The organism is Streptomyces sp. NPDC028991 (assembly GCF_055564775.1).
In genome coordinates, this window is record NZ_JBVHVP010000003.1 from 521,176 (window position 1) to 534,870 (window position 13,695).

The 13,695-nt window shown below is 71.5% G+C and carries 13 protein-coding genes; 8 read left to right on the forward strand and 5 right to left on the reverse strand.

Going from position 1 to position 13,695, the window contains the following annotated elements:
- Positions 1-176: 176 nt before the first annotated feature.
- Positions 177-1,694 carry a glutamate-cysteine ligase family protein gene (locus tag ACZ4V1_RS10095; protein WP_468332223.1) on the reverse strand — a complete coding sequence of 506 codons (1,518 nt, stop codon included), beginning with the start codon at positions 1,692-1,694 and terminating at the stop codon, positions 177-179.
- A 551-nt stretch (positions 1,695-2,245) separates the two neighbouring features.
- Here ACZ4V1_RS10095 and ACZ4V1_RS10100 point away from each other — a divergent pair.
- The 3 genes from ACZ4V1_RS10100 (at position 2,246) to ACZ4V1_RS10110 (ending at position 4,601) form a co-directional block, all read left to right on the forward strand.
- Positions 2,246-2,830: a hypothetical protein gene (locus ACZ4V1_RS10100; protein ID WP_468332226.1), complete on the forward strand. Its 585-nt coding sequence runs from the start codon at positions 2,246-2,248 to the stop codon at positions 2,828-2,830.
- Positions 2,831-3,114: 284 nt separating this feature from the next.
- Positions 3,115-3,318: a DUF5999 family protein gene (locus ACZ4V1_RS10105; protein WP_468332229.1), complete on the forward strand. Its 204-nt coding sequence runs from the start codon at positions 3,115-3,117 to the stop codon at positions 3,316-3,318.
- Positions 3,319-3,548: 230 nt separating this feature from the next.
- Positions 3,549-4,601, forward strand: coding sequence for a LacI family DNA-binding transcriptional regulator (locus ACZ4V1_RS10110; protein WP_468332232.1), 1,053 nt, complete (start codon positions 3,549-3,551; stop codon positions 4,599-4,601).
- Positions 4,602-4,770: 169 nt separating this feature from the next.
- Here ACZ4V1_RS10110 and ACZ4V1_RS10115 read toward each other — a convergent pair whose 3' ends face one another.
- From ACZ4V1_RS10115 to kdpF, 4 genes are all read right to left on the reverse strand, one after another.
- The gene (locus tag ACZ4V1_RS10115; protein WP_468332234.1) at positions 4,771-5,439 is read right to left on the reverse strand and encodes a potassium-transporting ATPase subunit C; all 669 of its coding nucleotides are present in this window, start codon (positions 5,437-5,439) and stop codon (positions 4,771-4,773) included.
- Between the two features lie 5 nt (positions 5,440-5,444).
- On the reverse strand, positions 5,445-7,535 hold the full coding sequence (kdpB, locus tag ACZ4V1_RS10120; protein WP_468332237.1) for a potassium-transporting ATPase subunit KdpB: 2,091 nt from the start codon (positions 7,533-7,535) through the stop codon (positions 5,445-5,447).
- 182 nt (positions 7,536-7,717) lie between these two features.
- Positions 7,718-9,379 (reverse strand): potassium-transporting ATPase subunit KdpA, encoded by a 1,662-nt coding sequence (gene kdpA, locus ACZ4V1_RS10125; protein ID WP_468332240.1) that lies wholly within the window; start codon positions 9,377-9,379, stop codon positions 7,718-7,720.
- Positions 9,380-9,387: 8 nt separating this feature from the next.
- On the reverse strand, positions 9,388-9,477 hold the full coding sequence (kdpF, locus tag ACZ4V1_RS10130; protein ID WP_468332243.1) for a K(+)-transporting ATPase subunit F: 90 nt from the start codon (positions 9,475-9,477) through the stop codon (positions 9,388-9,390).
- Between the two features lie 297 nt (positions 9,478-9,774).
- Here kdpF and ACZ4V1_RS10135 point away from each other — a divergent pair, with 297 nt between their 5' ends.
- The 5 genes from ACZ4V1_RS10135 (at position 9,775) to ACZ4V1_RS10155 (ending at position 13,688) form a co-directional block, all read left to right on the forward strand.
- The gene (locus ACZ4V1_RS10135; RefSeq protein WP_468332246.1) at positions 9,775-10,170 is read left to right on the forward strand and encodes a TOBE domain-containing protein; all 396 of its coding nucleotides are present in this window, start codon (positions 9,775-9,777) and stop codon (positions 10,168-10,170) included.
- Between the two features lie 189 nt (positions 10,171-10,359).
- Complete coding sequence (modA, locus tag ACZ4V1_RS10140) at positions 10,360-11,184, forward strand: molybdate ABC transporter substrate-binding protein (RefSeq protein ID WP_468332249.1); 825 nt, start codon at positions 10,360-10,362, stop codon at positions 11,182-11,184.
- On the forward strand, positions 11,181-11,990 hold the full coding sequence (locus ACZ4V1_RS10145; protein ID WP_468332252.1) for an ABC transporter permease: 810 nt from the start codon (positions 11,181-11,183) through the stop codon (positions 11,988-11,990). Before modA ends, ACZ4V1_RS10145 begins: the two co-directional genes overlap by 4 nt.
- Before the next feature lie 154 nt (positions 11,991-12,144).
- Positions 12,145-13,242, forward strand: a complete 1,098-nt coding sequence (locus ACZ4V1_RS10150) for an ABC transporter ATP-binding protein (RefSeq protein WP_468332255.1) — start codon at positions 12,145-12,147, stop codon at positions 13,240-13,242.
- 26 nt (positions 13,243-13,268) lie between these two features.
- On the forward strand, positions 13,269-13,688 hold the full coding sequence (locus tag ACZ4V1_RS10155; protein ID WP_468332258.1) for a TOBE domain-containing protein: 420 nt from the start codon (positions 13,269-13,271) through the stop codon (positions 13,686-13,688).
- Positions 13,689-13,695 lie beyond the last annotated feature (7 nt).

A 13,695-nucleotide genomic window follows, 5' to 3' on the forward strand; every position in this document is an offset into this window, starting at 1 on the left:
TCAGTATGAGGCGACGCACGGCGGGGGCGGCCCCGCCGGCCACGGCGGGGCCGGCGCAGTGCCCTCGGGCCTTGGCGCTCTCCGGGCGCCCGGGCCCGAGGGCACGGGCGCTCTACGGGCGCCCGGGCGGTTCCCCGGGCCCCGGCGCTCTCAAGCCCCAGCGCGCCCCGGGCGTCTCAGCCCAGCGGTGCCGGCTCCGGCAGGCCCACCGGCCACAGGTGTACGGGGTCGCCCTCGCGCATGAGCTCGACGTAGCGGCGGGTCGTGGCGGCCAGGGCGGCCTCGCGGGACAGGCCGGCCTCCAGTGCCCGGTGGAAGGTGGCCGCCTGCCATGACGCGCCGTTCACCCGGCGCCGGCAGCGCTCCTCGATCACGCCGAGGTACAGGTCCCGGTCGGCGGGCTCCACGCCCCACGCGTCCAGCCCGGCCTCGGCGAGCGGCAGCAGTTCGTCGCGCACCAGGACGGCGGCGTCGACCTCTGTGGTGCCGCCCAGCCGGCCGCGCCGGGGCCACTCGAAGCGGGCGTCGATGCCGTGGCGGCACGCGGCCTCGAAGTTGGCGGCGGCGGCCTCGAACGGCAGCCGGGTCCACAGCGGCCTGGGCTCCTCGGCGAGCGCCCGTACGACGCCGTAGTAGAAGGCCGCGTTGGCGATGACGTCGGTGACGGTGGGGCCCGCGGGCAGGACGCGGTTCTCCACGCGCAGGTGCGGGACGCCGTCGGCGATGTCGTAGACCGGGCGGTTCCAGCGGTAGACGGTGCCGTTGTGCAGGACGAGTTCGGAGAGCGAGGGCACGCCGCCCGCGTCCAGCACCTCCAGCGGGTCCTCGTCGTCGCAGATCGGCAGCAGCGCGGGGAAATAGCGCCGGTTCTCCTCGAACAGGTCGTACGCCGAGGTCACCCACCGCTCACCGAACCAGGTGCGCGGCCGGACGCCCTGCGCCTGGAGCTCGGGCGGACGGGTGTCGGTGGACTGCTGGAACAGCGGGGGCCGCGACTCGCGCCACAGCTCCCGGCCGAACAGGAAAGGCGCGTTGGCGCCGACCGCGATCTGCGCGGCGGTGACCGCCTGGGCCGCGTTCCACACGGCCGCGAAGCGGTCCGGGGTCACCTGGAGGTGCAACTGCACCGAGGTGCAGGCGGCCTCGGGGGCGATGGACTTGGAGGTGCAGGTCAGACGCTCGACGCCCTCGATGTCGAGGGTGAAGTCCTCGCCGCGTGCGGCCACGATCTGCTCGTTGAGGAGGGCGTAGCGGTCGACCGCGGAGAGATTGGAGGAGACCAGGTCGTCCCGGTCCAGTGTCGGCAGAATGCCGATCATCGCGATACCGGCGTCGACCTCCCCCGCCTTGCGGTCCGCATACGCCAAAGACGTACGGATCTCCTCGGCGAGACGATCGAAAACGCGGCCGCCCAGCCGATGTGGAGCGATGTTGACTTCCAGGTTGAACATGGCGAGTTCTGTCTGGAAGTCGCGGCTCGCGATGCGCTCCAGGACTTGCGCATTCAACATTTTCGGCATCCCGTCGGCACCGACGAGATTCAATTCGATCTCCAGCCCCATCAGGTTCTTCGGACGATCGAACCGCTTCTCCGCCAGAAGTCGCTCCAAGCCCGTCAGGCACCGCTGGAGCTTCTCGCGGTAGCGCTGGCGATCGGACAGGTCGAACTGACCTGCCGCGACCTTCTCCCCCATGGAAGAGTCCCTTCTCGGAGCGATGAGTCGGAGATCCGGCCGCCGGTGGCCGGACAGGTGGGATGATGCCCAGCCGAAGCGATCGATAACGTCCCCGCACCGGCCCGGCAGCCGCTACGCTGTGCCGATGTGACCGGTGGCACATTCACGCGGCATGACGCGTCGAGCAGTTTCCACGGCCGGGAAGTCGTGAAAAACGCCGACGACAATTGGCCGACCGCTCGGTGAGCATTCCCCGAGGTCACCGTCGCACACCCGGCGCGAAATCCGGAGGATTCCCGCATATCGACGACCGAATGCAGCCTTGTACGGCTTACCGGAATCCGCTAGTTGAAACACAGTCTGAACACATGTCGTATAAACTCCGCAGACAAGGCGGATGACCGGCGCCCACGGTCGATGGATCCTGCCGTGGAGCTGACGCGGCAGGCCTCACCCCCTTCTCGGTTCCCGGACCCCGGCCTCCGCCTTCCCAGCCCCGTGAGCTGACAGCGTCGTCCGCCCCGCTCCGCCCTCGCGCCACCGTGCCTTCGAATGAGAGGCGACCCATCATGCCCCTGCACGTCTCCCCGGCCCCCGCGCCCGCCCTGCGCTCCGTCCTCACCGCCCTGTCTTCTCCCACGGCGGTCCGTGACGCCCGGACCCCCTCCCTGCTCGGCGCCCAGGGGCCCGGCACGCCCGAACTCCCGCTTCCCGTGCACGTCCTGGACCGGATCACGGCGGAAGGCGTGGCGGCGACGCGGCTGACCGGTTGGCGCTTCCTCATCCGCTGCGGCGACCGCGCGGTGGCGGCGGCGGAGACCATGCTGACCCCCGACGGATGGGCGTTCTCGCACTTCTTCGAGGGACCCTACGTCGCCTCGACCGAGCAGGCGCTGCGCCAGGCCGAGTCGGTGCCCCAGGCCTACCAGCCGCGTCTGCTGTCGGTTCCCGGGCTCTACATGCTCACGCTGTGGCTGCACGGCGACCGCACGGCGGACGCCGCCGCCGGACACCCCGCGGCCACCGACCTGCTGGTGCCGCTGGCGCCGGCCCCTCCCGGCATCGCGGCCCACCGGCCGCACCAGGTCGCCGATCTGCTGCCGGTCCTCACCCTCCGGGTGACGCCGGCCCGACGGCTGCGCTCCCCCGCCTGACCGCCCGTTCCGTCGGCCGCCTCCCGACCCGTGCGGACTAGCCCCAGAGGGCCATACCGAACCATCCGAAGTGACAGTGCAGTTGAGATGAACCGTCCGCGCGGGTGACGCGTCATCAACCTGTGAGAAGCGGTGCTGCGAAATACCTGCGGATCGAGGCCCGTGGGGCAACACTGGGTTCGGACCGACTTACACAACGGGGGGCGGCCATGAACGAAGCTTCACGCCGCGGGACAGACAAGACAGCGACCTCACCCGACTCAACAGACCGAGAGACCCCACTCATGTGCCAGCACCAGCCACCGTGCCCTTCAGTCGACTCCGCCGACCGGGAATCCGCCCGCCTCGTGGCGCACCACCCGGAGCAGGGTTGGAGCCTGCTGTGCAACGGCGTCGTCCTCTTCGAGGACACCGGTGAGCTCCTGCCGGACGGCCAGGTCATCGCTCCGCACCGTCCTGTCGGTGCGGGTTTGACGACCGCCGCCTGAGCACGGACCGGGCGGTGTGACGCCACTCCGCCCGGTGACCCATGGGGCCGGCCCGCAGGCATCGTCTGCGAACCGGCCCCGACGTGTGTCCGGGGCCGGTCACCCCGCGTGATCCCCCGTGCTGTCGCGGTCATGGTGTCCTTTTGCGCTCCGGAGCGCCTTCCCCCGCACGCCCGGTTTCCGGAAGACTCCTGGAAGTTTCACGGTGCGCGTCGACGGAGGTGGGGGAAGTGGCAGCAGACGAGGCCGGTGCCGGGGCGGCTTCCGGCAGCCGGAGCAGGGTCACGATCACGGACATCGCCCGGCGCGCGGGCGTCTCGGTGCCGACCGTGTCCCGGGTGGTGAACGGCAGGTCGGACGTGTCACCGGGGACCCGGGCACGGGTGGAGGACCTGCTGCGTCGCCACGGTTACCGCAAACGCGCCGCCGCCCCCGGCCGCGGTGCCGCCCTGATCGACCTGGTCTTCAACGACCTCGACAGCCCCTGGGCGGTGGAGATCGTCCGCGGGGTGGAGGAGGTCGCCCACTCGGCCGGGATCGGCACCGTGGTGTCGGCGATCCACGGACGCTCCGGCGACGCCCGGCAATGGATGCGGAACCTGCGTGCCCGGGCCTCGGGCGGCGTCGTGCTCGTCACCTCGGACCTGGAGCCGGTCCTCCACGAGGAGCTGCGGATTCTCGGCGTCCCGCTGGTGGTCGTCGACCCGGCGGGCTCCCCCGCCCTGGACGTGCCCACCGTCGGCGCCGCCAACTGGTCGGGCGGCATGGCGGCCACCGAGCACCTGCTGGCCCTGGGACACCGCAGGATAGGCCTGATCGCCGGCCCGCCCCGGCTGCTGTGCTCTCGGGCCCGCCTCGACGGCTACCGCACCGCCCTCGAAGGCGCCGGTGTCACCGTGGACGAGTCCCTGATCGCGCCCGGTGACTTCCGCCCCGAGTCCGGCTTCGCGGGGTGCGACGCCCTGCTGGGGCTGCCCGAGCCGCCGACGGCCGTGTTCGCGGCCAGTGACCAGATGGCGCTCGGCGCGATCGAGGCGCTGCGCCGACGTGGGCTGAGGGTGCCGGAGGACGTGAGCGTCGTCGGCTTCGACGACCTCCCCGAGGTCCGCTGGTCGTCCCCGCCCCTGACGACCGTGCGCCAGCCGCTCGCCGACATGGGCAAGCTCGCCGCCCGTACGGTGCTCCGCCTGACCCGCGACCAGCAGCCGGACTCCCCGCGGGTGGAACTGGGCACGGAACTCGTACTCCGCTCGAGCACGGCACCCCCGCCGAAGACCGGCTGACGGCACCCCGCCCAGGACCGGCTGACGGCACCCACGCCCGGGACCGGCTGAACGGGCCGCAGGCCCGCCACCCCCTCACCGGCCTGAGCACCGGCCTGAGCACCGGGTCGCCCCCGAGCCGCCGGCTCCCGCTCGCCCGTGCCGCGCCGACGCGGCCCGGCGTTCCCGCTCAGCCCTTCGCCGTGAGCTTCTTGAGGGCGAGGTTCAGTTCGAGGACGTTCACCCGAGGCTCGCCGATGAAGCCGAGGGTGCGGCCCTCGGTGTGCCGGTCGACGAGCCCCCGTACCTTCGCGACGGGCAGGCCGTTCTCGTGGGCGACCCGGGGAACCTGCAGTTCGGCGTAGTCCGGGGAGATGTCCGGGTCCAGCCCCGAACCGGACGAGGTCACCGCGTCGGCGGGGATGTCGGACCGGTCGACGCGGTGGCCGGGCACCGAGTTGTCCTCGACCACGGCGGCCTGCGCCGCCCTCACCCGCTCGACGAGTTCCGGGTTGTCGGCGGCCAGGTTGGTGGCGCCGGACAGGATCAGCCGGTACCGGGTGTTGACGGTGTTCTCCCCCAGGCCGTTGGCGGGGCGGCCCTGGAACCACTTCAGATCGGGTTCCGGCGTCTCCTGCCCCGGTTTCAGGGGCAGGTCGTACGACTGCCCGATCAGCGAGGAGCCCACCACGCGGCCGTCCGCCGAGACTTCCGAGCCGTTCGCCTTGCCGTTGAACAGCGCCTGGGCGATGCCCGTGACCGCCAGTGGGTAGATGACGCCCGTCACCAGGGTCAGCACGAGGAGGGCGCGCAGGCCGGCCCCGAGCAACCGCGCGGTGTTCGATACCGAGTTGTTCATGGCGTTCAACCGATTCCGGGGATGAGGGACAGGAGCAGGTCGATGATCTTGATGCCGGCGAAGGGCGCGACCAGTCCGCCGAGGCCGTAGACCGCGAGGTTGCGCCGGAGCATCCGGTCGGCGCTCATCGGCTTGTACCGCACGCCCCGCAGGGCGAGCGGCACCAGCACGACGATGATCAGCGCGTTGAAGACGACCGCCGACAGGATCGCCGAGTCCGGCGAGGACAGGCGCATGACGTTGAGCTTGTCCAGACCGGGGTAGACGGCCGCGAACAGTGCCGGGATGATCGCGAAGTACTTGGCGACGTCGTTGGCGATGGAGAACGTGGTGAGCGCGCCCCGTGTGATGAGGAGCTGCTTGCCGATCTCGACGATCTCGATGAGCTTGGTCGGGTCGGAGTCGAGGTCGACCATGTTGCCGGCCTCCTTGGCGGCCGACGTGCCGGTGTTCATCGCCACCCCGACGTCGGCCTGTGCGAGCGCGGGCGCGTCGTTCGTGCCGTCGCCGGTCATCGCGACCAGCTTTCCCCCGGCCTGCTCGCGCTTGATCAGGGCCATCTTGTCCTCGGGCGTGGCCTCGGCGAGGAAGTCGTCGACTCCCGCCTCGTCGGCGATCGCCTTGGCCGTCAGCGGGTTGTCACCCGTGATCATGACGGTCTTGATGCCCATGCCCCGCAGTTCCTCGAACCGCTCCCGCATACCGTGCTTGACGACGTCCTTCAGGTGGATCACCCCCAGGACGCGGGCCCCGTCGCCGTCCTCGACAGCGACCAGCAGCGGCGTGCCGCCCGCCTCGGAGATGCCGTCGGCCAGCCGCTCCGTGTCCTCGGCGACCTCGCCGCCGCGCCCGCGCACCCAGGCGGTCACCGAACCGGCCGCGCCCTTGCGAATCCTCCGGCCGTCGACGTCCACGCCGGACATGCGGGTCTGCGCGGTGAACTCGATCCATTCGGCGCCGGTCAGCTCGCCCTGGTGCCGCTCACGCAACCCGTACCGCTCCTTGGCGAGGACGACGACCGAGCGGCCCTCGGGCGTCTCGTCGGCCAGCGAGGAGAGCTGGGCTGCGTCCGCCACCTGGGCCTCGGTGGTGCCGCGCACCGGCACGAACTCGGCCGCCTGCCGGTTGCCCAGCGTGATCGTGCCGGTCTTGTCCAGCAGCAGCGTGGAGACGTCACCGGCGGCCTCGACGGCGCGGCCCGACATGGCCAGCACGTTGCGCTGGACCAGGCGGTCCATGCCCGCGATGCCGATCGCGGAGAGCAGGGCGCCGATCGTGGTCGGGATCAGGCAGACCAGCAGGGCCACGAGGACGACCAGCGTCAGTTCGGCGCCCGCGTAGTCGGCGAGCGGTGTCAGCGTCGCGCAGGCCAGCAGGAAGACGATGGTCAGTGAGGCGAGCAGGATGTTCAGAGCGATCTCGTTCGGCGTCTTCTGCCGAGCCGCACCCTCCACCAGGTTGATCATCCGGTCGACGAAGGTCTCACCCGGCTTGCTGGTGATCCTGACGACGATGCGGTCGGAGAGGACCTTGGTCCCGCCGGTGACGGCGCTGCGGTCACCGCCCGACTCGCGGATGACGGGCGCCGACTCACCGGTGACGGCCGACTCGTCGACCGCCGCGACACCCTCGACGACGTCACCGTCGCCCGGGATGACGTCACCGGCCTCGCAGACCACCAGGTCGCCGACGCCCAGGTCGGTACCCGGGACGGTACTCCCGTCCACCCGGCGGGCGACCGTGCCGGTCCTGGCCCTGCGCAGCGTGTCGGCCTGCGCCTTGCCCCTGCCCTCGGCCACGGCCTCCGCCAGGTTGGCGAAGAGCACGGTCAGCCAGAGCCAGGCGCTGACCGTCCAGCCGAACCAGTCCCCGGGGTCCGTGACGGAGAAGGCGGTGGTCAGCACCGAGCCGATCCACACCACGAACATCACGGGCGACTTGGCCATCACCCTCGGATCGAGCTTGCGGAACGCCTCGGGCAGCGATGCCATCAGCTGCGCGGGTTCGAAGCTCCCCCCGCCGACACGGCTCTCGGCGGACGGCCGGCCGGTGGGTACGTCGCTGTACGGCGGCCGGGTCTGAGTGGCTGTGGACATGGAGTCCTCGTGCTTCTGTATGAGGGACTTCTGTGTGAAGGGCTTCTGTGTGAGGGGCTTCCGCGAGCCGGGATCACGCGAGCCGGGATCGGACGAGCCGGGCTTCGGTGCGCCGGGCTTCGGTGCGCCGGGATCGGACGAGCCGGGCTCCGGTGCGCCGGGCTTCGGTGCGCGAGTGGTCATCACGCCAGCCCCTCGGCCAGCGGGCCCAGCGCCAGCACCGGGAAGTAGGTGAGACCGACGATGATCAGGATCGCGCCCACCAGCAGACCGGTGAACATCGGCTGCTCGGTGCGCAGGGTGCCCGAGGTGGCCGGCACCGGCTGCTGCGCGGCCAGCGAGCCGGCCAGGGCCAGGACGAACACCATCGGCAGGAAGCGGCCGAGCAGCATCGCGAGGCCGGTCGTGGTGTTGAACCAGTCGGTGTTCGCGTTCAGACCGGCGAAGGCCGAGCCGTTGTTGTTGGAGGCGGAGGTATAGGCGTACAGCACCTCGGAGAAGCCGTGGGCGCCGGGATTGAGTATCGAGTTCGGCGGGGTCGGCAGGGCCATCGACAGCGAGGTGAACACGAGCACCAGCGCCGGGGTGACGAGGATGTAGACGGCCGCCAGCTTGATCTCGCGGGGGCCGGTCTTCTTGCCGAGGTACTCCGGCGTGCGGCCGACCATGAGCCCCGCGATGAACACCGCGATGATCGCCATGATCAGCATGCCGTAGAGCCCGGAGCCGACGCCGCCGGGCGCGATCTCGCCCAGCATCATGCCCAGCATCGCGATGCCGCCGCCGAGCCCGGTGTACGACGAGTGGAAGGAGTCGACGGCACCGGTGGAGGTGAGCGTCGTGGTCACCGCGAAGATCGACGAGCCGCCGGCCCCGAAGCGCAGTTCCTTGCCCTCCAAGGCGCCGCCCGCGATCCGCAGCGCGCCCTCGTGGTGGGCGAACTCCGTCCACATCATCAGGGCGACGAAGCCGACCCAGATGGTGGCCATGGCCGCGAGGATCGCGTACCCCTGGCGGACCGAGCCGACCATGACACCGAAGGTCCGGGTCAGGGAGACCGGGATGAGCAGGATCAGGAAGATCTCGAACAGGTTGGTGAACGGCGTCGGGTTCTCGAAGGGGTGGGCGCTGTTGGCGTTGAAGTAGCCGCCGCCGTTGGTGCCCAGCTCCTTGATGGCCTCCTGTGAGGCGACCGCACCGCCGTTCCACTGCCGCGATCCGCCCGTGAACTGGCCGACCTCGTGGATACCGGAGAAGTTCTGGATGACCCCGCGGGCGGCCAGGACCAGCGCGCCGACGACGGCCAGCGGCACCAGCACCCGGACGACCCCGCGCACCAGATCCGACCAGAAGTTGCCCAGTTCGCCGGTGCGAGCGCGGGCGAAGCCCCGGACGAGGGCCACGGCCACGGCCATGCCGACCGCCGCGGAGACGAAGTTCTGCACGGCGAGACCGGCGGTCTGCACGACGTGCCCCATCGTCTGCTCGCCGCTGTACGACTGCCAGTTGGTGTTGGCCACGAAGGACGCGGCCGTGTTGAAGGCCTGCGCCGGCTCCACCGAGTCGAAACCGAGCGAGCCAGGCAGGACACCCTGGACGCGCTGGAACAGGTAGAGGAAGAGGACCCCGGCGAAGGAGAAGGCGAGCACACCGCGCAGGTACGCGGTCCAGCGCATCTCCGTGTCGGGGTCGGCGCCGATGCCCTTGTAGATCCACTTCTCGACCCGCAGGTGCTTGTCGGAGGAGTAGACGCGGGCCATGTGGTTGCCCAGTGGGACGTGCACGACAGCCAGTGCGCCGATGAGGGCGAGCAGCTGGAGCACGCCGGCGGTTACGGAACCCATGGGCACTCTCAGAACCTCTCCGGGAAGATCAGGGCGAGGACGAGATAGCCCAGCAGGGCGACGGCCACGAGCAGGCCGATGATGTGCTCGGGGGTCACAGCTTCGTCACCCCCTTGGCGACGAGGGCCACCAGCGCGAAGACCGCGATCGTGGTGACGACGAAGGCCAGGTCGGCCATCGTGAGCTCCTGGAATGAGATTCGGTTGCGACTAGGACGCTTCGAGCAAAGCCCCTGTTCGACCGGATACGGCCACCGTTGACGGGTCCCATACGGTGGCCTGTGCCGCTTTGACGGATCTCTTACGGCACCCGGGCCGGGCACCAGCTGCATCGCGTTATGGCATACGGCCGACCCCGCGTCCGCGGTCCCCCTACCGCGCCCTATCGTGACCGGCATGCAGTCCTACACCATCGGCCAGGCGGCGCGGCTGCTCGGCGTCAGCCCGGACACCGCCCGCCGCTGGGCCGACGCGGGCCGGCTCGCCACGCACCGCGACGAGGGTGGGCGGCGGCTCGTCGACGGACGCGGCCTGGCCGCGTTCTCGGTCGAACTCGCCCGCTCCGGCGGCACCGACGAGGAGACCCCGTACACCTCGGCTCGCAACGCGTTCCCCGGCATCGTGACCGCGATCAAGCTCGGTGACGTCGCCGCCCAGGTGGAGATCCAGGCCGGCCCGCACCGGCTCGTCTCACTCCTGACCCGTGAGGCGGTGGAGGAACTCGGCCTGGAGGTCGGCATGGAGGCCACCGCCCGCGTGAAGTCGACGAACGTGCATATCGACAAGGCGTGACGACCGCATCGCATCCCGTACGAACGCACATGCAAGACGTTCGACGACTCCAGCTCGCTTATGCGATGCGACAGGAGACTTATCCCTGGCAGATGCGGAAGTATGATCGGCGCAACGGGGAGCCCGCCGTGCGCCCGGTCACCGGGCCTGTCGGACTCCTGCCAGAGAACGCAGAGGGAGTGGCCCGTGATGACCCGTTCCGTGTGCAGGTCCCGCCGCATCCGCCGGAGCCTGCGGGCGACCGGTGCGGGGGCCGCCATGCTGCTCGCCCTGAGCGCCTGCTCGTCCTCCACCGGCTCGCGGGAGGAACCGGGCTCCGCCGGCTCCTCCGCGAAGGTCTCCGGCCAGGTCACCGTCTTCGCCGCAGCCTCGCTCAAGGAGAGCTTCACGGCGCTCGGCGAGAAGTTCGAGAAGGAGCACCCGGGCACCGAGGTCACCTTCAACTTCGGCGGCAGCGACTCCCTCGCCGCGGGCATCACCAGCGGTGCCCCGGCGGACGTCTTCGCCTCCGCCAGCCCGAAGACGATGGCCGCCGTCACCGACGCCGGTGCCACGGCGGGCGAACCATCCGTCTTCGTCCGCAACCAGCTGGAGATCGCCACCCTGCCGGGCAACCCCGAGGGGGTCTCCTCCCTGAAGGACCTCACCGCGTCCGGCCTCAAGGTCGTGCTGTGCGACGAGACCGTGCCATGCGGCGCCGCGGCACGCAAGGCACTCGAAGCCGGCGGCCTGGAACTCACCCCGGTCTCCTACGAGCAGGACGTCAAGGCCGCCCTGACCAAGGTGGAGCTGAAGGAGGCCGACGCCGCCCTCGTCTACCGGACCGACGTGCAGGCCGCCGGTGACAAGGTGACGGGCGTGGACTTCCGCGAGGCCGCCGAGGCCGTCAACGACTACCCGATCGCCGTCCTCGAGGACGCGCCCAACGCCGGCGCGGCGAAGGCCTTCGTCGCGCTGGTGAAATCCGCCGCGGGGCAGCGCGTACTGACGGACTCCGGGTTCCGCACGCCATGAGGAAGTCCGGCCCCGCCAGGACCGGCGGCCGCATGGTTCCGGTCCCCTTGCTGGTCCCCGCCCTCGCCGGCCTGGCGTTCCTGCTGCTGCCCCTGCTCGCCCTGCTGGCACGGGCACCCTGGCGCAGCCTCCCGGACCAGCTGACCAGCCCCGAGGTGTGGGAGGCCCTGCGGCTGTCACTGCTGTGCGCCACGTCGGCCACCGCGCTGAGCCTGGTCGTCGGTGTGCCGCTGGCCTGGCTGCTGGCCCGCACGGACTTCCCCGGCCGCGGCCTCGTCCGCGCGCTGGTGACGCTGCCGCTCGTACTCCCTCCGGTGGTGGGCGGCGTGGCACTCCTGCTGGCGTTCGGGCGCAACGGCGTCATCGGGCAGTGGCTGGACGCGTGGTTCGGACTCACGCTGCCGTTCACGACGACGGGCGTCATCCTCGCGGAGACGTTCGTGGCCATGCCGTTCCTGGTCATCAGCGTGGAGGGCACCCTGCGCGCCGCCGACCCGCGCTTCGAGGAGGCCGCCACCACGTTGGGGGCCTCCCGCTTCACCGCGTTCCGCCGGGTCACGCTGCCGCTGATCGCGCCGGGCATCGCGGCGGGCGCCGTCCTGGCGTGGGCGCGGGCGCTGGGTGAGTTCGGGGCGACGATCACGTTCGCGGGCAACTTCCCGGGACAGACCCAGACCATGCCCCTGGCGGTCTATCTCGCCCTTCAGAACGACCCGGCGGCGGCGATCGCCCTCAGCCTGGTGCTGCTGGCCGTCTCCATCGCCGTACTGGCCGGTCTCCGGGACCGCTGGATGAGGGCATCGTGACGGGCCGGACGAGGCCACCGCGACCAGTCACACGAAGGTTGGCCGAAGGCGCCACGACCAACCAGGCAAGGCCACCGCGACCAGTCACACGAAGGTCGGACGAGGGCATCGTGACGGGCCGGACGAGGCGTCCGGCCCAGTGGACGAGGACGACATGACCGACACCGACGAACCGACCGCGGCCACGGACCCCACCGGCGGCCACGCGCCCGGCGGCGGCCTCGACGCGCGGCTCGTCGTGGACCGCGGCGCCTTCCGACTGGACGTCGCGCTGACCGCCGCCCCCGGCGACGTCGTCGCCCTCCTCGGCCCCAACGGCGCCGGAAAGACCACCGCCCTGCGCGCGCTCGCCGGCCTGGAACCGCTGACGGACGGCCGTCTGCGCCTCGACGGCACCGCGCTGGACCGGATACCGCCCGAGTCCCGCCCGGTCGGCGTCGTCTTCCAGGACTACCTGCTCTTCCCGCACCTGACCGCGCTCGACAACGTGGCCTTCGGGCCGCGCTGCCGGGGCGCGAGCAAGGCGGTGGCCCGGGCCCGGGCCACCGCGTGGCTGGACCGCATGGGGCTCGCCGACCACGCCGGCGCCAAGCCGCGCCGGCTCTCCGGCGGCCAGGCCCAGCGCGTCGCCCTCGCCCGCGCGCTGGCCACCAACCCCCGGCTGCTCCTGCTGGACGAGCCCCTCGCCGCACTCGACGCCCGCACGCGGCTGGAGGTCCGGGCCCAGCTCCGCCGTCACCTGGCCGAGTTCGAGGCCGTGGCCGTACTGGTCACGCACGACCCGCTGGACGCCATGGTGCTGGCCGACCGGCTGGTGGTGGTCGAGAACGGCAGGGTCGTCCAGGAGGGCGGGCCCGCCGACATCGCCCGCCGGCCGCGTACGGACTACATCGCGCAGCTGGTCGGCCTCAACCTCTACCGCGGCCGGGCAGACGGCCACACCGTGCGGCTCGACACCGGTCCCGCCATCACCACCACCGAGGACCTGTCCGGTCCGGTCTTCGTGGCGTTCCCGCCGGGCGCCGTGACCCTGTACGGGGAACGCCCCGCCGGCTCCAGCGCCCGCAACCTGTGGCACTGCGAGGTCGCGGGCCTGGAGACCCACGGCGACCAGATCCGCGTGGACCTCACCGGCGAACTCCCGCTCGCCGCCGACCTCACCACGGTCGCGGCGGCCGAGCTGGGCCTGCACCCGGGCGCACCGGTGTGGGCGACGGTCAAGGCGACGCAGACCCACGCATACCCGGCATGACACCATCCGCGGGCTACGGTGCCCCCATGAGCCTGAGCATCCGCAACCAGCTCCCCGGCACCGTCACCGCCGTCACCCCGGGCGAGGCAATGGCGACGGTCAGGGTCCGCCTCTCCGGCGGCCAGGACCTCACCGCGGCGATCACCAGGGACGCGGCCGAAGACCTGTCCCTCGCCGCCGGTAGCGCCGTCCGCGCCCTGGTGAAGTCGACCGAGGTCTCCCTGGCCACCGCGCGCGTCCAGGGGCTGTCCATCCGCAACCAGTTGCCCGGTACGGTCACCGCCCTCGCCGCCGGCGACGCGATGGCCTCCGTCAGGGTCGCCGTCGAGGGCGCCGAGCTGACCGCCGCGATCACCCGGGAGGCCGCCGACGACCTCGGGCTGTCCGTCGGCGTCCCCGTCGTCGCGCTCGTCAAGTCGACCGAGGTGTCACTCGCGACCGCCTGACCCGATG